22 protein-coding genes are annotated in these 19816 nt (G+C 38.6%); 16 read left to right on the forward strand and 6 right to left on the reverse strand.

The features are described from left to right. The first annotated feature begins 162 nt into the window (after nucleotides 1-162). Nucleotides 163-1488 (forward strand): DEAD/DEAH box helicase, encoded by a 1326-nt coding sequence (locus KHA88_RS02130; protein WP_213106803.1) that lies wholly within the window; start codon nucleotides 163-165, stop codon nucleotides 1486-1488. A gap of 19 nt (nucleotides 1489-1507) precedes the next feature. Further along, nucleotides 1508-2410 (forward strand): deoxyribonuclease IV, encoded by a 903-nt coding sequence (locus tag KHA88_RS02135; protein ID WP_213121348.1) that lies wholly within the window; start codon nucleotides 1508-1510, stop codon nucleotides 2408-2410. Nucleotides 2411-2455: 45 nt separating this feature from the next. Here the strand turns inward: KHA88_RS02135 and KHA88_RS02140 are convergent, their stop codons facing one another. Next, nucleotides 2456-2710 (reverse strand): DUF2624 domain-containing protein, encoded by a 255-nt coding sequence (locus KHA88_RS02140; RefSeq protein ID WP_213097404.1) that lies wholly within the window; start codon nucleotides 2708-2710, stop codon nucleotides 2456-2458. Between the two features lie 143 nt (nucleotides 2711-2853). On the opposite strand from KHA88_RS02140, the gene KHA88_RS02145 reads away from it, so the two are divergent. The 3 genes from KHA88_RS02145 to KHA88_RS02155 all read left to right on the forward strand — a co-directional run bounded on the left by KHA88_RS02145 (nucleotide 2854) and on the right by KHA88_RS02155 (nucleotide 5130). Continuing rightward, nucleotides 2854-3621, forward strand: coding sequence for a metal ABC transporter ATP-binding protein (locus tag KHA88_RS02145; protein WP_346729166.1), 768 nt, complete (start codon nucleotides 2854-2856; stop codon nucleotides 3619-3621). A gap of 18 nt (nucleotides 3622-3639) precedes the next feature. Next, a complete protein-coding gene (locus tag KHA88_RS02150) occupies nucleotides 3640-4485 on the forward strand; it encodes a metal ABC transporter permease (protein WP_213097403.1) in 846 nt (281 codons plus the stop codon). A 222-nt stretch (nucleotides 4486-4707) separates the two neighbouring features. Further along, nucleotides 4708-5130 carry a Fur family transcriptional regulator gene (locus tag KHA88_RS02155; protein ID WP_213097402.1) on the forward strand — a complete coding sequence of 141 codons (423 nt, stop codon included), beginning with the start codon at nucleotides 4708-4710 and terminating at the stop codon, nucleotides 5128-5130. Here KHA88_RS02155 and KHA88_RS02160 read toward each other — a convergent pair whose 3' ends face one another. The 4 genes from KHA88_RS02160 to KHA88_RS21255 all read right to left on the reverse strand — a co-directional run bounded on the left by KHA88_RS02160 (nucleotide 5131) and on the right by KHA88_RS21255 (nucleotide 7990). Further along, on the reverse strand, nucleotides 5131-5721 hold the full coding sequence (locus KHA88_RS02160; RefSeq protein ID WP_213097401.1) for a 5' nucleotidase, NT5C type: 591 nt from the start codon (nucleotides 5719-5721) through the stop codon (nucleotides 5131-5133). A 117-nt stretch (nucleotides 5722-5838) separates the two neighbouring features. Beyond that, entirely contained in the window at nucleotides 5839-6957 is a 1119-nt protein-coding gene (ispG, locus tag KHA88_RS02165; RefSeq protein ID WP_213097400.1) for a flavodoxin-dependent (E)-4-hydroxy-3-methylbut-2-enyl-diphosphate synthase, read from the reverse strand. Between the two features lie 105 nt (nucleotides 6958-7062). Further along, nucleotides 7063-7416: a hypothetical protein gene (locus tag KHA88_RS02170; protein ID WP_213121350.1), complete on the reverse strand. Its 354-nt coding sequence runs from the start codon at nucleotides 7414-7416 to the stop codon at nucleotides 7063-7065. Nucleotides 7417-7480: 64 nt separating this feature from the next. Next, on the reverse strand, nucleotides 7481-7990 hold the full coding sequence (locus KHA88_RS21255) for a DUF1189 family protein (protein ID WP_213097398.1): 510 nt from the start codon (nucleotides 7988-7990) through the stop codon (nucleotides 7481-7483). Between the two features lie 183 nt (nucleotides 7991-8173). On the opposite strand from KHA88_RS21255, the gene KHA88_RS02180 reads away from it, so the two are divergent. After that, entirely contained in the window at nucleotides 8174-8656 is a 483-nt protein-coding gene (locus KHA88_RS02180; protein ID WP_213097397.1) for a DUF456 domain-containing protein, read from the forward strand. 113 nt (nucleotides 8657-8769) lie between these two features. After that, nucleotides 8770-9378, forward strand: a complete 609-nt coding sequence (gene sodA / locus KHA88_RS02185; RefSeq protein ID WP_213097396.1) for a superoxide dismutase — start codon at nucleotides 8770-8772, stop codon at nucleotides 9376-9378. 56 nt (nucleotides 9379-9434) lie between these two features. On the opposite strand, the gene KHA88_RS02190 is transcribed toward sodA, so the two are convergent. Then, nucleotides 9435-10124 (reverse strand): histidine kinase, encoded by a 690-nt coding sequence (locus KHA88_RS02190; protein WP_213106808.1) that lies wholly within the window; start codon nucleotides 10122-10124, stop codon nucleotides 9435-9437. Nucleotides 10125-10573: 449 nt separating this feature from the next. On the opposite strand from KHA88_RS02190, the gene KHA88_RS02195 reads away from it, so the two are divergent. The 9 genes from KHA88_RS02195 (at nucleotide 10574) to KHA88_RS02235 (ending at nucleotide 19810) form a co-directional block, all read left to right on the forward strand. After that, complete coding sequence (locus KHA88_RS02195; protein ID WP_213121351.1) at nucleotides 10574-12985, forward strand: Na+/H+ antiporter subunit A; 2412 nt, start codon at nucleotides 10574-10576, stop codon at nucleotides 12983-12985. Next, nucleotides 12972-13394 (forward strand): Na(+)/H(+) antiporter subunit B, encoded by a 423-nt coding sequence (locus tag KHA88_RS02200; RefSeq protein ID WP_213097393.1) that lies wholly within the window; start codon nucleotides 12972-12974, stop codon nucleotides 13392-13394. Before KHA88_RS02195 ends, KHA88_RS02200 begins: the two co-directional genes overlap by 14 nt. Nucleotides 13395-13397: 3 nt before the next feature. Then, on the forward strand, nucleotides 13398-13736 hold the full coding sequence (locus KHA88_RS02205; RefSeq protein WP_213097392.1) for a Na(+)/H(+) antiporter subunit C: 339 nt from the start codon (nucleotides 13398-13400) through the stop codon (nucleotides 13734-13736). After that, a complete protein-coding gene (locus KHA88_RS02210; RefSeq protein ID WP_213097391.1) occupies nucleotides 13729-15213 on the forward strand; it encodes a Na+/H+ antiporter subunit D in 1485 nt (494 codons plus the stop codon). The genes KHA88_RS02205 and KHA88_RS02210 overlap by 8 nt, the downstream gene beginning before the upstream one ends. Before the next feature lie 38 nt (nucleotides 15214-15251). Continuing rightward, nucleotides 15252-15734 (forward strand): Na+/H+ antiporter subunit E, encoded by a 483-nt coding sequence (locus KHA88_RS02215; protein WP_213097390.1) that lies wholly within the window; start codon nucleotides 15252-15254, stop codon nucleotides 15732-15734. Next, nucleotides 15734-16018 (forward strand): Na(+)/H(+) antiporter subunit F1, encoded by a 285-nt coding sequence (locus KHA88_RS02220; protein ID WP_213097389.1) that lies wholly within the window; start codon nucleotides 15734-15736, stop codon nucleotides 16016-16018. The genes KHA88_RS02215 and KHA88_RS02220 overlap by 1 nt, the downstream gene beginning before the upstream one ends. After that, a complete protein-coding gene (locus KHA88_RS02225) occupies nucleotides 15996-16352 on the forward strand; it encodes a Na+/H+ antiporter subunit G (RefSeq protein WP_213121352.1) in 357 nt (118 codons plus the stop codon). The genes KHA88_RS02220 and KHA88_RS02225 overlap by 23 nt, the downstream gene beginning before the upstream one ends. An 85-nt stretch (nucleotides 16353-16437) precedes the next feature. Then, nucleotides 16438-17658 carry an MFS transporter gene (locus KHA88_RS02230; protein WP_213106811.1) on the forward strand — a complete coding sequence of 407 codons (1221 nt, stop codon included), beginning with the start codon at nucleotides 16438-16440 and terminating at the stop codon, nucleotides 17656-17658. A gap of 37 nt (nucleotides 17659-17695) precedes the next feature. Further along, nucleotides 17696-19810 (forward strand): peptidoglycan D,D-transpeptidase FtsI family protein, encoded by a 2115-nt coding sequence (locus tag KHA88_RS02235; protein ID WP_213097386.1) that lies wholly within the window; start codon nucleotides 17696-17698, stop codon nucleotides 19808-19810. Nucleotides 19811-19816: the final 6 nt, after the last annotated feature.

Below are 19816 nucleotides of genomic sequence, written 5' to 3' on the forward strand. Positions count from 1 at the left end.
TTAGTCTATAGTTACATTATGCAGTGGCGGAGGAAAAAGTTTGGCTATAAGCCTTGGTACCGTAAACTAATGGTGACTTGCCACCTTCATTGATTTGTACATGCAATCTTAATGGTTTATAATAATGGCTTGGGGGACTAGCCCTATAAAGGAGTGATCGATATGGCTGAACACAAATTTAATCGATTTAATTTCAAGCCGTTTATTAATATGGCAATTGAAGAATTAAGATTTCAGGAGCCGACAGAAATCCAAGAGAAAATGATGCCGTTGATTTTAAAAGGCGAAAGTGCCATAGGCCAATCACAGACAGGTACAGGTAAAACGCATGCCTATCTATTGCCGATGCTTGAAGCAATCAACCCTGATTTACAGCAAGTCCAAGGGGTCATTACGGCGCCTACAAGGGAACTGGCAAATCAGATTTATCATGAAATATTAAAAATAACAAAGCATGAAGAACCAAATCGTATATCAGCACGCTGTTATATCGGCGGTACAGATAAACAACGAGACATTGGAAAACTAAAGCAACAGCCACATATTGTTGTTGGAACTCCTGGTCGAATCAATGACCTTGTAAGAGAGCAGGCCCTCTTTGTTCATACTGCTGAAATGCTTGTAGTAGACGAAGCAGACTTGATGCTGGACATGGGCTTTCTTCAGGATGTAGATCAAATTGCAGGTAAAATGCCAAAAGATTTACAAATACTCGTCTTTTCTGCAACAATTCCCGAAAAACTGAAACCTTTTCTAAAAAAATATATGGAAAATCCTAAATTTGAACATGTTCAACCAAAACAAATATCGGCTGAAAACATAGAACATATTCTTGTTCCGCTAAGAAGCAGGGAAAAGGTTGCGGTACTTAGTGAGATGCTCCAAACGTATAATCCATATTTAGCGATTGTCTTTGTAAATACAAAACAAATGGCAGATAAAGTCGCAGATCAATTGATTGAACGTGGATTAAAGGTAGGAAGGATTCATGGAGATTTAAGTCCGCGTGACCGCAAGAAAATGATGAAGCAAATCCGTGACCTAGAGTACCAATATATAGTTGCAACAGACTTAGCAGCCAGGGGCATCGATATTGAAGGAGTCAGCCATATTATTAATTTTGAACTGCCAAGGGATCTCGATTTCTATATTCATCGATCTGGGAGAACAGCACGTGCAGGAAATAAGGGCTTGGCTGTTACTATTTATGAACCTGCTGATGAGGATTCGCTTGTCCGTCTTGAAAAAATGGGCATTGAATTTTCGTATCTGGATCTTCAAAAGGGCAATTGGGTGGAAGTGACAGATCGGAACCGCCGGAAAAATCGGACTAAAACTATTAACGAGGCCGAAATCAAAGCTCGAAAGTTTGTAAGAAAGCCAGCGAAAGTTAAACCAGGTTATAAAAAGAAAATGGAAGCAGAAAGAGAACAAATTAAAAAACGTGAGAGAAGGCTAAATAGCCGAAATAAAAACCAGAAGAAATAAGAGGTAGGAGATGGGGAAAATGTTAAAGATCGGATCACACGTATCTATGAGCGGCAAAAAAATGCTTCTTGCCGCCAGCGAAGAAGCGGTTTCTTATGGTGCGAATACGTTTATGGTTTATACAGGCGCCCCACAAAACACGAGAAGAAAAAATATTGAAGACCTTAATATTGAAGCAGGACTTGCCCATATGAAAGAGAATGGTATCGATGAGTTTATTGTTCATGCACCATACATTATTAATATTGGCAATACTGTAAATCCCGCTACCTTTGAGCTTGGCGTGAATTTTCTCAGGTCCGAAATTGAAAGAACGGCAGCAATTGGTTCTAAGCAGATTGTACTTCACCCCGGAGCACATGTGGGCGAAGGGGCAGACAACGGCATTAAGAAAATAATTGAAGGCTTAAATGAAGTATTGACTCCAGAACAAGAAGTGCAAATTGCCCTTGAGACAATGGCAGGGAAAGGCACCGAATGTGGCAGAACTTTCGATGAGATTGCCGCTATTATTGATGGAGTCCATCACAATGATAAAATGTCAGTCTGCTTTGATACATGTCATACACATGACGCCGGATACGATATTGTCAATGACTTTGATGGTGTTCTCGATGAGTTCGATAAAGTGATTGGTATTGACCGCATTAAGGTCCTGCACATCAATGATAGTAAAAACGAACGAGGGGCGAAAAAAGACCGCCACGAAAATATTGGCTTTGGTCATATTGGTTTTGATGCCTTACACTATATCATTCACCATCCTCAACTGGCGCATGTGCCAAAAATATTGGAAACACCATATGTAGGCGAAGACAAAAAGAATAAAAAAGCACCATATAAACATGAAATTGATATGCTTAAAAGTGGAACATTCGATGAACAGCTTCGTGAACAAATCCTTGGTATAGTTGTTCAATAAAAAGGAGAGAGTCTGATATCAAATATCAGGCTCTCATCCTATGTTCTATTTTGTTAATTGAAGAAATAGCTTGTTTAAATCCTTGGCCGTGTCAGGTCCCGCTATTTTAGCCACTTCTCTAATAATCTGCGTACGAACTTGATCATTAAAAATGTCTAAATTTTTCCCTCGTAAGTATGCCACTATTTTTTCAGCTTGTGGTCTAGTTACTTGAATATGAAAATCCCGGGCGTATTTTAATAATTCATCAGTAGTTATTACATTAATCTTGTAGTTCACCATATTTTTAATTAAATTCATTGGGCATCACTCCTCACCAATATGTATGTCAGCAAAATAAAATATGTGACTGTCCAATTCATTTACAAAGAAAAATTTATTGTGTATACTTCTTTACAGAGCAAATCGGAATGATTCTTATTATAAAAGGAATGTTTGAATTGATTACTAATGAACCTATCATTGAAATAAAGGACGTAAGCTTTCGTTATGAAAGAGAAAATGTTTTGGAGCATATACAGCTAGCTGTTCCAAAAGGGGCCTTTCTCGGCTTAGTAGGGCCGAATGGATCAGGAAAGTCCACGCTTTTAAAGCTAATACTCGGTTTACTTAAACCACAACATGGGGATATTTTTTTATTCGGCCATCCACAGCAAAAATTTAAGGAATGGGATCGGATTGGGTTTGTCTCTCAAAAGGCCAATTCCTTTAATAGCGGTTTTCCGGCAACGGTGTATGAAGTGGTGGCCAGCGGACTTACAAGCAAAATTGGACTCTTTCGTTTCATCGGTAATGATAAACGCAACGAAATAATGCGAGCAATCGAATCTGTCGGGATGGAGCAATTCGCTAATAGAAATATCGGCGAGCTTTCCGGAGGGCAGCAACAGCGTGTTTTTATTGCGAGGGCGATTGTTTCAAAGCCTGATATATTAATATTGGATGAACCTACTGTAGGTGTCGACGCAAAAAATGTTAAATCTTTTTACGATATGCTCGAAAAGTTAAATAAGGAACTAGGGATTACCTTAATTTTGGTCACACATGATGTCGGAACCATCACGAACAAAGTGACACATGTTGCTTGTTTGAATAAGCACCTGCACTATCATGATGCTGCTGAAGAATTTGAAAAACTAAGCCCAGAGGATTTGTCCTCTATTTATCAACATGATGTACATGTGCTTTCGCATGACCATGGCTCCCATTAAGAAGGTGAAAACAAAGAAATGATTACTGCTATTTTTCATTATGAATTTTTACGCAATACATTTTTAACTGGTATATTAATTGGCTTAATTGCGCCGTTGCTTGGTACTTTCATTGTAGTGAGACGGCTATCGCTCATCGCTGATGCATTAAGTCATGTGACGCTGGCTGGAATAGCTGCCAGTTTGTTTTTAAGCAAAAAAACAATCATGTTTGCGGGAATGAATCCTCTTTATTTAGGGATGGGTTTTTCCGTCCTTGGATCCATTTTTATTGAACGCCTTAGAATGGTATATAAACATTATCAAGAGCTTGCTATTCCGATTATTTTGTCCGGAGGTATTGGCATCGGTGTTATTTTTATTTCGCTTGCAGACGGCTTTAATACCGATTTATTAAGCTATTTATTCGGGAGCGTAAGTGCTGTAAGCAGAATAGACTTATATGTCATACTCGGCATCAGCCTTCTTGTTGCAACGATTATTATCTTGCTTTATAAAGAACTATTTCTTTTATCTTTCGATGAAGAGCATGCAAAGGCATCAGGTATTCCAGCCAAAAGCATTCACTTTATCTTCATGGTTATGATTGCCTTAGTCATTGCCGCATCAATGCGAATTGTGGGTATTTTACTAGTATCCGCATTGATGACTCTACCAGTTGCAGCTAGTATGAGGATAGCGAGAGGATTTAAGCAAACGATTTTTCTTTCCATTTTGTTTGGGGAAACAGCAGTCATCGGAGGATTGATCAGTGCTTATTATTTAGATCTTGCCCCCGGAGGAACGATTGTTATCATTTCAATCGCAATCCTGCTTGGCATTATTCTATATAAACGCATTCAGGGAAATAGACCGATAAAGTGAAACTTCAATCAGTGGGGATTCTCTTTCCCCCGCTGATAAGAATGAACAAAGGCTAAGATCGCAACATCCTGTTGCAACGCCTTTGTGACCTGCATCGTGCAGGCCGGAACCTATCGGGCTTTTATGGGCAGTTGATCCCCCGTCAACTTCTTATATATATCTAAGCTTTGAAGGGGTCTTACTGCCCGTTAATGCGGGATAAAAACTAATTGAGGTGAGGATATGCATATTGCTGAGGCGATTCAGATGGTCAAAAAGAAGGGCTATAAGGTGACTGGAAAGCGTGAGCAAATGCTTGAAATATTTGAAGCCAGCAATAAATATTTAACAGCAAGGGAATTGTTTGAACGAATGCAGGGAGATCATCCAGGATTAAGCTTTGATACGATATATAGAAATCTCTCACTGTTTTACGATCTAGGCATTCTGGAGTCTACGGATCTTGCTGGAGAAAAGCATTTTCGCTATACTTGCTCAACACATGATCATCATCATCATTTTATTTGCTTGGATTGTGGCCGTACAAAAGCAATCGAAGCTTGCCCGATGGAATTTGTAACAGAGGATTTAAGAGAATATGAAGTCGCAGACCATAAATTTGAAATTTATGGTAGATGTCCCGGATGTAAAAAAGAAGCCATATAACTAGGCTTCTTTTTTGATTTCATTTTCCATTCGCAACCAATTTTCCACCCATTGTTCAGCTTCCTGCCAATTATGTACGCGAATGACATTTTTTGGAGAAGGCTTCCTATTATAAGGGGTATCGAATAGAATGACCGGGATATTTAATTCTTCAGATATATCAACGGCATTGTCATGTTTATCCTCGAAAAACAAATCGATATTATGTTTTTGTGCTGTGCCAACTTTATCGTGAGACCCAATTAATTCGATATGGTGATAGTTGATTTCAAACGTGTTAAACCAAGTTTTTGTAACATCAAGGAGCGTTTCACTCCGAGCGCTGATAAAGTATAATTCATGCTCATCCACCCATTTTGATAAAACTGGTTTTGCGCCCTTAGCAAGGGGGGATTCCGAATATATTTGCGGCTCAGCTTCAACGAACCATTTGTAAAATGAGTCCTTTGGGATATTTAGGCACTCTGTTATCTCATATTCAGTCAGGTCGTCCAATGTTATATCTAATTGAAAAGCCTTATTGATATGCGGCACGAGTGATGTGGGACATGTGACGGTGCCATCAATATCTATTCCAAATCGTTTCTGCATGTATGATATCTCCTTCTTATTTTCTGTATTCTTCAGTGTATCATATAATGTTTAGCTTTTAAAATTAGCTCCGTTACACAAATAACGCTATCCCGTTTAGGATAGCGTTATTTAATATTAGGTTAAGCTATTTTGCTTTTTCAGTTCTTCTTCTTGTTTTCTGAAATATTCCTCAGCCATTATGTCAATTTCCTTTTTCAGTTCTTCAACCATTGTTTCCTCAGGAACTTTTCTAACAGTTTTTCCTTTTTTGAAGAGGAGGCCTTCTCCTCGAGCCCCAGCAATACCGATATCAGCTTCCCGTGCTTCTCCGGGTCCATTTACCGCACAGCCTAATACAGATATTTTTAAAGGTGCTTTAATATGTTGAATATATTCTTCTACTTCATTGGCGATACTGATCAAGTCAATTTCAATTCTTCCGCATGTCGGGCATGAAACGAGGGTAGCTGCATTTGAAATAAGACCAAACGATTTTAGCAGCTCTCTTGCTACTTTTACTTCCTCTACAGGATCTGCACTTAAAGATATGCGCAACGTGTTCCCAATGCCTTTGCTTAAGATAGCACCTAGCCCTGCTGCACTCTTAATCGTACCAGCAAACAGCGTTCCGCTTTCAGTAATGCCAAGGTGAAGAGGGTAGTCAAAAGCCTTAGCGGCTTTTTCATACGCTTCAATCGCCAATGGAACATCAGAGGCTTTCATTGATACGATGATGTCATGAAAATCCAAATCTTCTAGGATTTTGATATGGTGAAGAGCGCTTTCGACCATTCCATCCGCAGTAGGGTAACCGTATTTCTTAATGATATGCCGTTCTAGGCTTCCGGCATTCACACCAATTCGAATCGGTATACCTTTTTCTTTTGCCGCTTTTACAACTGCTTCAACTTTCTCACGACGCCCAATATTTCCCGGATTGATTCGTATTTTATCTGCTCCGCCTTCAATGGCAATAAGAGCAAGCTTATAATCGAAATGAATATCCACAACAAGTGGAATTGTGATTCTTTTTTTGATTTCCGAGATGGCTCGAGCGGCACGTTCATCAGGACATGCGACCCTGACGATTTGGCAGCCTGCTTCTACTAAACGATTAATTTCGTTAACCGTTGCTTTAACATCATGTGTTTTAGACATGGTCATACTTTGGATAATTAGTTCATTGCTGCCACCGATTGTCAGATTGCCGACTTTAACGGGGCGTGTTTTCGAACGATGTATAATTTCACCCAAGGGTTGTTCTCTCCTTTTAATAAACGAAGAATTTTATAGATACGTGAATATTGTATCAATGTTTTAGCATACTTGACAACCGATTGACTATATTTTAACTGCCAACTACTGATAAATAGGGAATTTATATCTTTTGCCAATTTGAATTTGTTCAGGTTTAATTCCTTCATTTAATTTCTTGAAGTCAATGAGCAACTGATCGATTGAAACAGGAAGTGGAGCCTGTTGTAATTCTTCAAGAATTGAGATGACAGTATCTCCCCGTTTTATTTCTATTAACGTATACGGGTCGGAAGGTATGTCCCAATCCTCTTTAAATTCTGATGGCATGGGGGAGACCCATTCATCTTTACTAAAAACCAAGGCTGCAGAGCTGGTAGGAAGTGTGCCGATCGTTAAATCATAATAAATACTATACATAACAATGGTAATTACGAAAAGTGCTACGACTGTTTTCATATTTCTCCCACCTCTCAATAGATGTTTCATCTATATGATAGGTAGGATGAAAATATGAAAATAATTACATCTTATTTTTTGGACGAGGTATTTTACTAATACTCCCGTAGATAAAAAACAAGGCAATCGCAAAGTCGATCAAGGTTGCGAACGGTATATCGATATTAAATAATGGGATGAGTCCGAAAAAAAGTGAAGGGAATGTAATGCTAAAAGCAGTCAGTCTCCAACTCTGCCGATACGGAAGTTTTCGTTTTAATAATTTCCCTAATAAAAGTGCAGCTCCTGCAAGAATTGATATTTTCAAAAAGAGGATACCTGCATTAAGTATATAAGTGGAAATAATAAATACTGGAAGCATAATTGCTTTACTTCCGGCATCGAATCCAGGTAATAGAAATGATGAATTTCCGTCTGTTAAAATATTTTTAAAAAGAGTAGGCAAAAAATACAGTAAAACGAGAAAAAAGACATATTGCATCGTTTGACCGATTCCAAGAAATCTAAATTTAGCAATATCCTTAAAAGAGTATATACTTTGGTAAAATATAGTAAAGATTGAAATTTTCCGCACCTTTTCACGTCCTTCATGAGCTATTATTCCTATTGATAGTTTAGATGTGAACGACGTGCGGTTTCAAGTGATTACGGAAATGTTCTAAAATTGTTCGAAAGATTTAACACTCTTAGTTAATTGAGCAAGTAATAAGGGGAATGGTATTTATATAGCTTTATAAGGGGGGAGGGGTGAGTGTTTTTGGACATCATTTATTGGGTATTGGTAAGTATTTTGATTGCAGTTGCTTTTATTGGGCTCGTTTATCCAGTTATTCCGAGTGTGCTTTTTTTAATAGGAGCATTTCTTCTTTATGGTATATTATTTTCATTTGAGCCGTTTAATTGGCTTTTTTGGGTCATTCAACTCTTATTTGTCATGTTACTATTTTTTGCCGATCAGCTCGCCAATTGGTTTGGAGTAAAAAAATTTGGCGGCTCAAAAGCTGGAATTTGGGGAAGTACAATCGGAATTTTAGTTGGACCCTTCGTCATTCCGGTATTTGGAATTTTAATCGGACCGTTTATTGGAGCTGTTATTGGTGAACTTTTGGTTAATCGAACACATTTTAAAAAAGCTATAAAAATTGGGATTGGTTCTGTTGTTGGCTTTATTAGCAGCGTCATCACGAAAGCGATCATCCAGTTAATCATGGTAGCTTATTTTTTATATTTGGCAATTTAAACAGATTTTTCAAAGCATAAAATTTGAATGCTTTATGCAACTTTGATAATCTAAAGTTGTAACCGCTTGAATCGTCTAACGATTCGAAATAATTACATAGGGAGGAATTGTAAATGGCATTTGAATTACCGCAATTACCATATGGATATGATGCATTGGAGCCTCATATCGATAAGGAAACAATGAATATTCACCACACAAAACACCATAACACATATGTAACTAATTTAAACAAAGCTCTTGAAGGACACGATGAGCTCGCTAGCAAATCAGTTGAAGAGCTAATTGCTGATCTAGACTCCGTTCCAGAATCAATTCGTACGGCTGTAAGAAATAATGGTGGAGGACATGCAAACCATTCATTATTCTGGAAACTGCTTTCGCCAGAAGGTGGCGGCGAACCTTCTGGATCACTTGCAGAAGCAATCAACAGCAAGTTCGGAAGTTTTGATAAATTTAAAGAAGAATTTCAAGCAGCAGGAGCTGGCCGTTTCGGATCTGGCTGGGCTTGGTTGATCGTAAATAATGGAGAACTTGAAATTACGAGTACACCTAACCAGGACAGCCCTGTAATGGAAGGTAAAACTCCAGTATTAGGTCTTGATGTTTGGGAGCATGCTTACTATTTAAAATACCAAAATCGCCGTCCGGAGTATATGAGCGCGTTCTGGAATGTCGTTAATTGGGACGAAGTTCAAAAGTTGTACGAAGCAGGAAAATAAATAAGAATGAAGAAATCCCAAAAGCTATGCTTTTGGGATTTCTTTATAGTTAACAATTACTTTTTTAGTAATTCTTCTTTTACGAATGGATAAATATTAATTGGTGCTGTGACTTTATCGTCGGTAATATGAACTTGACACTTTTTATTATCTTTAATGAATTTAAAAACCCCATTATTGAAATCCGTCCCAATCTCCTTGTAAAAAATTCCTTCATGGCATACATGCTTTGAACTTGAGAAGCTGAGCCGATAATCGTTTCCATCCTTAACTAAGTAACCACGCACACCTTTTTCAAAATGGCTTTCCTCATCGGCTTTAATCGAGCGGTCAAGTGAAACAACATGGAAATCAACGAACGGGATCTCTCTAAGTAGAACATTCAAGAAGGAGCCTTTTGTGATTTCTTCCCATCTGCTTTGGGCAGTCTGTCCAATAATGATTTGTGTTATATTGTGTTTATTTGTAATTTCCGCAATTACTTTACTCGTTGGTTGCTTTTCATTATCACGAAGAATGAATTCATCGATATCCAATTCATCGACTAATTCTTTCCAACTCTCAATATACCCGGATTTTTCAGCATCGAATTCATCGTACGGTAAAGGATCTACAGTCAAAATATATAAAGGACAATCCAACATACTCGCCATTTTGTGGCCGCGTCTAATTAAACGCTCCCCATTGGGACCATAATATACACAAACGAGTATGCTTTCATCCATACGACCTTTTGTTTTTTTCACGGCAGTATTTCACCTCTAAAATTATCATTCGTTAGTTATTTTCGAGTTTGCTTTAATGATCGAAACTAGAAAATCATAATTGAAAAAGTTAAACATTGCAAGTTGGAATTTATTTAAGGTTTACTGAACCAATCTAAATTCTCAATGAAGGATTTTAGTTCGGTAAGCCATCTTATTGTACATGGTAAGTTTTTTTAGTGTATAATTCATCATAAATATACAGTGCAATTCGCTTTTTTCACTCTCCTATCAGCCAATGCATGCAATCTACTGTTTGAATATACTAATTCACTTCTACAAACACCCTGTCAATACAACATATCAGCTCACTGAATTGGAAATGTCCTCTAAAGGTCTATACACTCCCAATTATCCAATGTCTCACCACTTTATTAAGAGCTGCATACTTCAGGGTTAGCTCATAACAACAATGAATTGGAGGTTTGGCTTTGTTTACAATCATCATCGCAATCATACTCCCTTTTTTAGCTGCAGTACTGATTCCGTTCTTCTATAAACGATTATCCCGTTTACATATAGGCTGGTTTGTACTTGCTGTACCAGTTACGATGTTTATCATTCTTGCACGCTTACTTCCAGCAATTGCAAGGGGAGATACTTTTTTAAAGACCATAAACTGGATTCCTTCATACGATATTAACTTATCGTTATATTTGGATGGTCTCAGTATGATTTTTGGGCTTCTAATCACAGGAGTAGGGAGCTTGGTCATACTTTACTCCATTTACTACTTATCTGCAAGGGAATCCCTGCACCATTTTTATATCTATTTACTATTATTCATGGGAGCTATGCTCGGCGTTGTACTTTCCGATAATATTTTAGTCCTGTATGTGTTTTGGGAACTAACAAGTATTTCCTCTTTTTTGTTAATTGCTTTTTGGTTCCACCGAAAGGGTTCCAGATATGGTGCCCAAAAGTCACTTTTAATTACTGTAAGTGGCGGAGTAGCGATGCTTGCAGGTTTCATTATGGTTTATCTTATGACGGATACATATAGCATTCGAGAAATAGCCTCATCAATGAGCCATTATATGAACGATCCATTGTTTCTCCCCGCAATGCTTTTAGTGTTACTCGGTGCCTTCACGAAGTCAGCTCAGTTCCCTTTCCATATTTGGCTCCCCGACGCTATGGAAGCACCTACTCCTGTCAGTGCTTACCTGCATTCCGCGACGATGGTTAAAGCAGGCATTTATCTTGTTGCCCGTCTTACACCGGTTTTTGGTGGCGATCAAGTTTGGTTTTGGGCGGTTAGCGGTGTAGGTATTTTCACATTGTTCTGGGGCTCATTCACAGCTGTCCGTCAAGTAGACCTAAAAGCACTCCTAGCCTATTCAACAATTAGTCAGCTAGGTTTGATCATGAGCTTGTTTGGGATTGGTTCCGTTGCCCTTCACTTTGGCTATGGTCCACAGTCAATTATTTATACTCAAGCGACATTTGCCGCGCTCTTTCATCTTGTCAACCATTCAACATTTAAAGGCGCCCTTTTCATGGTTGTCGGAATAATCGACCATGAAGTTGGGACCCGGGATATTCGCAGGCTTGGTGGCTTGATGGCTTTGATGCCAATTACATTTACTATAGCAGTAATCGGAAGTTTCTCAATGGCCGGATTACCTCCTTTTAATGGTTTTTTAAGTAAAGAGCTGTTTTTTACAGCGGTATTGAATGTCAAGCAGCTCGATGTTTTTTCCTTAGAAACATGGGGTCTCATGTTCCCAATCATTGCATGGACTGCAAGCGTCCTTACATTTGTTTATTGTATGATTATTGTTTTCCAAACATTTTTCGGTCGTTATCAGCCGGAAAAATTGGAGCATAAAGGTCATGAAGCGCCTTGGGGAATGCTTATTTCTCCAATTATTCTTGCTGTTTTTGTCATTGGTATTTTCTTCTTTCCAAATATTCTCGGTTCTTCCTTGTTAAAACCGGCCATGGCGAGTATTTTTCCTGGCTTTGCCGAACCAGGGGAGCTGACACCTCATATTGCTGCTTGGCACGGGTTTAATCCCGAGCTATTAATGACAATGGGAGTGGTGGTTGTAGGTGGTTTATTGTATAAGTTCCTTCGCTATTGGAAACCGGTTTATTGGCTGTTTCCAACAGAGTGGCGGTTAAATGCATTATATGATTTTACTCTTGGTCAGGCAGAGCGGCGTTCTTCAGCTATAACAAAGTTTTATATGACAGGATATCTTCGTGATTATGCCTTATATATTTATATATTCTTTTTCCTTGCGGTTGGGGGAGGTTTGTTTTTAACAGGGGCTTTTTCGTTTGACATGTCTGGCAATGCGCCGATTAGAGTGTATGAATGGATTTTAGTCCTAGTCATGATGACCGCGGGAATTGCCATTCTGTTTGTGAAATCACGATTGACTGCTACTTTATTAAACGGTGTTCTTGGGTATTCAATTGCCATCTTTTTTGTATTATTCAGGGCTCCGGATTTAGCACTCACGCAACTCGTTGTCGAAACAGTAACGACGGCATTATTTCTTTTATGCTTCCATTTCTTACCTGAGTGGAAAAAAGAGGAATTTCGACCACGATCCAAACTGGTTAATGTTTTTATTTCTATTACGACAGGTACGATTGTTACACTCATTGCATTATCCGTTCAGAGTAATAAACTGTTTGAAACGATCTCAATATACTTCCAAAATGCTTATGAACTTGCCGGCGGTAAAAATATCGTCAATGCAATCTTGGGAGATTTCCGGGCATTTGATACGATGCTTGAGGTCGTCGTTTTATTTATCGCTGGAATTGGTGTGTTTACATTAATTAAGCTGAAGAGCGGAAGGGAGGAACAGGACATTGAAGGTAAATGATGTGATTTTACAAACCGTCACCAGAATTGTTGTTTTTATCATTTTGACGCTCGGTGTGTACTTGTTTTTGTCAGGCCATAACAGCCCTGGCGGTGGATTTATCGGTGGCCTTGTTCTAGCTTCAGCTTTAGTACTGCTTTACCTTGCTTTTGATATTGAAACAGTTCATAAGGGAATTCCGTTCGATTTTAAGCGGGTTGCTGCACTGGGCGCTTTCATTGCAGTGACAAGTGGGTTTATGCCAGTCATATTTGGTAAACAATTTTTGAATCAGACATTTTCTCATTTTAATCTTCCTGTTTTCGGGGAAACAGAACTGGCCACCGTAATCATTTTCGAGGCTGGAGTTGCCTTGGCGGTAGTCGGTGTTGTAGTAACTATAATTTTGAGTATAAGTGAGGATGTGTAGCTTATGGAAACATTAATTACCGTCCTGATCGGGGTATTGGTAACCGTTGCGACATATTTAATCCTTTCGCGCAACTTAATTCGTGTGATTTTGGGTACATCACTTCTTTCACATGCTGTCCATCTTCTTTTAATGACAATGGGAGGATTAAAAAACGGCAACGCTCCTTTGTTAGGAGAAAAAGGGGATATATATGTCGATGCACTCCCGCAGGCGCTCATATTGACGGCAATTGTAATCAGCTTTGCAGTAACCGCGTTTTTCCTTGTTTTAGTTTATCGTTCATATCAAGAATCTAGGACGGAAGATCTTGATGTAATCAGAGGTTTGGACGATGAATAATATTCTTGTTTTGCCAATGGTAATTCCCGTTTTGACCGGTATTATTCTCGTGTTCCTCCGCCCATTCGTCCAAATTCAGCGGTGGCTTAGTATCGGTGCAATGATTGGAACGGCAGGTGTAAGTCTTTATATTTTAAATCTTATCCAGACAGAAGGAATCTTGCATCTCAATTTTGGGGGATGGGCACCGCCTTATGGCATTCTTTTTGTCGCCGATTCGTTCTCAATGCTGCTCGTTTTGACAACAAGTGTTGTAACAGCAATTTGTCTTATTTATGCCTTTTCTTCGATTGGAAAAGCAAGAGAAAACATGTTTTTTTATCCATTTGTCTTTTTTCTCGTAGCAGGCGTAAACGGATCATTTATGACGGGCGATCTTTTCAATCTATTTGTCTGCTTTGAAGTGATGCTCGTAGCTTCTTATGTTCTGATCACTTTAGGAGGAACAAAAACTCAACTGAAAGAATCGATTAAGTATGTCGCCATTAATATATTGTCTTCCTGGTTTTTCCTTGTTGCGATTGCGTATTTATATGGAGCAGTAGGCACGTTAAATTTCGCCCATTTGTCACAACGAATCGCTGAAAATGGACAAGGGCCGCTGTTGACGACAATCAGCATTATATTTTTACTTGTATTTAGCTTAAAAGCCGGTCTTATGCTCTATTACTGGCTTCCGGGTGCGTATAGTGCGCCGCCGCCGGCTGTAGCAGCGCTATTTGGTGCTTTGTTGACGAAGGTTGGTATTTATGCGATGTTCCGAGTGTTTACATTGCTTTTTTATCACGAACCTTCAATCACACATACGATTATTGGTGTAATGGCTGGCATCACAATGATTGGCGGAAGCCTTGGCGCGATTGCTTATAAAGATATTCGTCAAATTGTTGCTTACAATGTTGTCATAGCCGTTGGGTTTATCCTCGTTGGACTAGCTGTCTCGACACAAACGGCAATGGAGGGCTCTATCTATTATTTAGTACATGACATGATTGTCAAAGCTCTCTTGTTTTTATTGGCAGGGACTACAATTGCACTAACAGGCACTGGCAAAATTGATAAGATGAGTGGACTTATCCGCAATTATCCGCTATTAGGTTGGTTGTTTTTTATTGTGATATTATCGCTTGCAGGCATCCCGCCGTTTAGTGGTTTTATCGGGAAGGTATTAGTTGGGCAAGGAGCAATCGAAACGCGTTCTTATGTATTGCTTGCGCTAGGTTTTATATCCAGTATTTTCGTGCTCTATTCGCTGTTGCGTATTTTCTTGAACAGCTTCTGGGGTGAAACGATTATTAGTGAAGAAGATGAGGCACCTCTAAAGAAGGGGTTAATGATTCCTTGTGTTTTACTTGCTATTGCAACTGCTTTACTTGGTGTTGGTGCGGAAGCCATTTCGTCTTATGTCAATGATGCCGCCCATACACTGATGAATCCTAATATTTATATTGAAGCAATATTAGGGAAAATAGAATAAATGATTTATGATTGGTCAAAAAAGAAGGGGGGATGTGAATGCCAGCCCAGTTTTTATTGAATTTGTTCATAGCATTCCTTTGGATGTTGTTACGTGATGAAGATGTGCTTAGATTTTCCACCTTCTTCGCAGGTTTCCTAGTCGGTATTGTGATTGTTTTCCTTATGCATCGGTTTTTCGGTCAACAATTTTATTTACGCCGCTTCTATTCGATTGTTAAACTCATCATCCTTTTTATATCGGAACTGTTGCAATCAAGCTATGTAGTGCTTAAGCAAATCTTAAGCCCAACACTTAATATTAAACCAGGCATTTTTACGTATGAAACACAGTTGAAAAGTGACTGGGAGGTAACAGCACTGGCCATGCTGCTGACGTTAACGCCCGGCTCTGTCGTGATGGAAGTGTCGCCTGAGGGAAATGTATTCTACATTCATGGAATGGATCTTGATCAGTCAAAGGAAGGTCTTTTGCGCTCCCTTTCTAAATTTGAAAAAGCGATTATGGAGGTGACTCGATAATGATTGAACTCATGTTGCGTACTTCACTTGCCTTGTTTATACTTGCGATCGCCATCATTCTCTACAGGATCATTCGGGGTCCATCTATGCCTGATCGTGTCATTGCGATGGATACGCTAGGCGTAAATCTCATCTCTGGGATTGCTATTACATCGATTTTACTAAAAACTAAAGCATTCCTTGAAGTTATTTTGATTATCGGGATTTTAGCTTTTATTAGTACAATTGCTCTCTCAAAATTTATTGAGAGGGGTGCGATCATTGAATATAAGCGGGATCGTTGAATTTGCGGCTGTTTTGCTGATTTTAATAAGCAGTGTAATTAGTGTCATCAGCGCCTTTGGTATTATTCGGTTTCCAGACGTATATACGCGCATTCATGCGGCTACCAAAAGCACAACGTTAGCTGTACTTTTAACGCTGACAGGGTCATTTTTCTATTTCTGGTCAAGTGAATCGTTTATTAGTGTCCGGCTTATACTCGGAATTGTATTTGTATTTTTAACCGCCCCAGTAGCAGGACATCTTATCATCCGAGCTGCGTATCGATCAAAGGTTAAGTTAGCTGAATCATCGATTGAAGATGAATTAAAAGCTGTTTTACACAAAAAAGAATAATCATATCCAACGACATTTGCATTTGTTAGTATAAAACTCCCCTCTTCACTAAAAATAGAGATGAAGATAAAGGGGAGTTATTTTTATGTTAAAAATAAAAAAAATGTTTGGTGATACTGAAATTCCGAAAGATTTAACATTGCTTTTAATAGTTGGAGGCCTATATTCCTTAAGCATTTCCCTGTCAAATACATTTGTTAACATCTATTTGTGGAAGCAATCAGGAAAATTTCTTGATCTTGCCATATACAATATGGCTATCGTAATTTTTCAGCTCATGACTTTTATTTTAGCGGGAAGATTGGCGAAAAAGGTTGACAGGGTATTAGTTCTTCGGATAGGTGTTATTTTTTTGGCCTTATTTTTTATAACCGTTTTATTTTTCGGTGAGAATTCTTCTAAGCATTTAATTTTGCTTGGAGGCTTACTCGGGATGGGCTATGGTTTTTATTGGCTTGCTTTTAATGTTTTGACGTTCGAGATAACGGAGCCTGATACGAGAGATATTTTTAACGGGTTTATGGGGGCTTTATCATCTGTTGGTGGCATCATTGGCCCCATTTCAGCAGGTTTTATCATCACGAGATTTACCTCAAATATTGGATATACGTTAATCTTTGTCATTTCATTAGTTTTATTTTCCGCTGCAGTACTTCTCAGTTTTTATATTAAAAGAAGGCCAGCTTCAGGAACATACTTATTCAGAAGAATTATACTGGAAAGAAAGCATAATGATAATTGGCGACTTGTCACAAATGCCCATTTCTTGCAAGGAATGAGAGAAGGTACCTTTGTTTTTGTTATCTCAGTTTTTGTTTTTATTGCCACGAAAAATGAACTGGCACTTGGCGCGTTCGGTCTCTTAAATGCAGGTGTGTCATTTATCGTGTACACCTTGGCTACTCGACTGATCAAGAAGGAGAAAAGAAAAAAAGTCATGGTCTTTGGCGGCTTGCTTTTATATAGTGCCATTTTTCTAATTGTTTTTGATCCTACGTATACAAGACTACTCATCTACGGTGCACTCATCGGGATTGGTTACCCTCTTATGCTTGTTCCATATTCGTCAACGACATACGATGTGATCGGAAAAAGCTGGAAAGCGGGTGAAATGCGGATTGAATATATCGTCGTAAGAGAGTTGTTTCTCAACATAGGAAGAATTACTTCAATCTTAGCTTTCATCGCTGCGATTTATTTTTATAAACCTTCTACAAGTATTCCTATACTGCTTATCTTGATTGGTACAGGGCATTTACTTGCGGCATTATTATTAACGAAGGTGAAGGTCGATTTACCTTCCTGATTATTAGTGCTTGTAGCTCCTAGTCTTTTCTTTTACAATGGAAGGAAGGCAGTTAGAAAAGAAAGGACTGGGAAGCTTGAAAAAGAATAAAAAGAAAACAACTCATGTTCCTTTCAGAATGAACATGTTGTTTTTTATTGTTTTTATCCTATTTGCATTGTTGATCCTTAGACTTGGGATCGTGCAAATCGTATATGGTGAAGATGCAAAAAGGGAGATTGAACGAACTGACGATGTAACGGTGGCAACATCTGTTCCCCGAGGGTTATTCTATGACCGGAATTATAATCCTATTGTAGATAATGAACCCCAACGGGCGATTACATATACAGCACCGAAAAAATTCGACCAGGAAACCACGTTGAAAACCGCTGAAACACTGGCTAAAATTATTGACCAAGATACAGATAAAATAACGGAACGAGATAAAATTGATTTTTGGTTGCTAAAGAATCCAGATGAAGCGAGTGCAAAAATAACGAAGGAAGAAGAAAAAAAATATAAAGGTAAAGAAAATGAACTGTACAAGCTACAGCGTGACCGAGTAACGAAGAAAGAACTTGCTACTCTTACAGATGAGGATTTGAAAGTACTTGCTATTTACCGTGAATTTACGGGAGGATATGCGCTTGATAGGCAAATGGTCAAAAATAAAGATGTGTCCTTAGAGGAATATTCCCAAGTAAGTGAACATCTTGATATATTGCCTGGAGTAGATACGACAACCGACTGGGAGCGCACCTATTTATTTGGGGAGACTTTGAAATCTGTTTTAGGTGGAGTAACTCAAGGGTTGCCATCTGAAAAACTTGATTATTATATGGCAAGAGGGTACAGCAGAAACGACAGAGTAGGGAAAAGCTATATTGAACTACAGTATGAAGATGTCCTGCGTGGACAAAAAGAAAAAGTTCAGAATATAACTAAATCTGGCGATATACTTGAAACGAAAGTAATTAATGAAGGCCAGCGCGGAAAAGATTTAGTACTAACAATTGACATGGAATTGCAACAGGCGGTAGATAAAATTCTTGAAGAAGAAATCCTTAAAACAAAAGGAAAATCAGGAACACATCTGTTAGATCGCGCTTTTGTGACAATGATGGATCCACATACAGGTGAAATTCTTGCATTGTCCGGGAAACAATATTCTTATGATGAAAAAGAAATGAGATACACATTTAAAGACTTTGCTGCTGGGAATTTCACTACTGCCTATGTTCCTGGATCGGTAGTTAAGGGAGCTACTGTTCTAACTGGTTATATGACGGGAGTCAATTATCCAGGAAAACCGATATTGGATGAGGTACTTGATATTAAAGGTTCAAAAAACAAAAAATCCTGGTTTAATAGAGGTTCTTATATTTGGATGAATGATACGCAGGCACTTATTCGGTCATCAAACGTGTATATGTTTAAAACAGCTATTGCCATTGGCGATGGCCAATACCGAAGAGGGGACTATTTAAGTATTAACAAACAAAAAGCGTTTAATGTGATGCGTAATCATTTTAATCAGTTTGGACTTGGAGTAAGAACGGGAATTGATCTTCCTGGTGAACAGGTCGGATTTAAAGGGAATATAGTGTTGGCTGACGCAGGTAATGCAATGGACTTTGCTATCGGCCAGTACGATTCGTACACTCCGCTCCAGCTTGCTCAGTATATATCAGTGATCGCTAATGGCGGTTACCGGATGCAGCCCCATATTGTAAAGGAAATCCGTGAGCCCGGAGATGGTAAGGGAGAGTTAGGTCCCATTTCACAAGAAATAAAACCAAACGTTTTAAATAAGGTCAATGTATCTGATAGTGAGTTAAGATTAGTTCAAAATGCGTTCTGGGGTGTATTTCACGCAGCCAATGGAACGGGAAATACATTCAATCGTGAACCTTACAATGCCGCAGGAAAAACAGGTACTGCAGAAACATTTGATCAAGGTACAAGTGTATGGAATTTATCTCTAGTCGGCTATGCACCATTTGAAAATCCAGAGGTAGCCGTGTCAATTGTCGTTCCATCAGCATATGTTAACGGGGTAATAGGGAACAATATCAATACAGATATTGGAAAACGCGTAATGAAGGCATATTTTGATTTAAAGTCTAAACAAGGAAAATCAAAAAGTGAAGAAGAAGGAACAGAAGAGTAAAAGCAA

The sequence above is a fragment of the Lederbergia citrea genome, from assembly GCF_018343525.1.
GTDB lineage: Bacteria > Bacillota > Bacilli > Bacillales > Bacillaceae_C > Lederbergia > Lederbergia citrea.

Bases quoted from the DNA above. Each gene is read 5' to 3' on its own strand.
- KHA88_RS02210 (WP_213097391.1), top strand. From the start codon at position 13,729: ATGAATAATATTCTTGTTTTGCCAATGGTAATTCCCGTTTTGACCGGT.
- KHA88_RS02170 (WP_213121350.1), bottom strand. From the start codon at position 7,416: ATGAAAACAGTCGTAGCACTTTTCGTAATTACCATTGTTATGTATAGT.
- KHA88_RS02220 (WP_213097389.1), top strand. From the start codon at position 15,734: ATGATTGAACTCATGTTGCGTACTTCACTTGCCTTGTTTATACTTGCG.
- KHA88_RS02150 (WP_213097403.1), top strand. From the start codon at position 3,640: ATGATTACTGCTATTTTTCATTATGAATTTTTACGCAATACATTTTTA.
- KHA88_RS02230 (WP_213106811.1), top strand. From the start codon at position 16,438: ATGTTAAAAATAAAAAAAATGTTTGGTGATACTGAAATTCCGAAAGAT.
- KHA88_RS02135 (WP_213121348.1), top strand. From the start codon at position 1,508: ATGTTAAAGATCGGATCACACGTATCTATGAGCGGCAAAAAAATGCTT.
- sodA (WP_213097396.1), top strand. From the start codon at position 8,770: ATGGCATTTGAATTACCGCAATTACCATATGGATATGATGCATTGGAG.
- KHA88_RS02235 (WP_213097386.1), top strand. From the start codon at position 17,696: ATGGAAGGAAGGCAGTTAGAAAAGAAAGGACTGGGAAGCTTGAAAAAG.
- KHA88_RS02205 (WP_213097392.1), top strand. From the start codon at position 13,398: ATGGAAACATTAATTACCGTCCTGATCGGGGTATTGGTAACCGTTGCG.
- KHA88_RS02215 (WP_213097390.1), top strand. From the start codon at position 15,252: ATGCCAGCCCAGTTTTTATTGAATTTGTTCATAGCATTCCTTTGGATG.
- KHA88_RS02155 (WP_213097402.1), top strand. From the start codon at position 4,708: ATGCATATTGCTGAGGCGATTCAGATGGTCAAAAAGAAGGGCTATAAG.
- KHA88_RS02130 (WP_213106803.1), top strand. From the start codon at position 163: ATGGCTGAACACAAATTTAATCGATTTAATTTCAAGCCGTTTATTAAT.
- KHA88_RS02140 (WP_213097404.1), bottom strand. From the start codon at position 2,710: ATGAATTTAATTAAAAATATGGTGAACTACAAGATTAATGTAATAACT.
- KHA88_RS02160 (WP_213097401.1), bottom strand. From the start codon at position 5,721: ATGCAGAAACGATTTGGAATAGATATTGATGGCACCGTCACATGTCCC.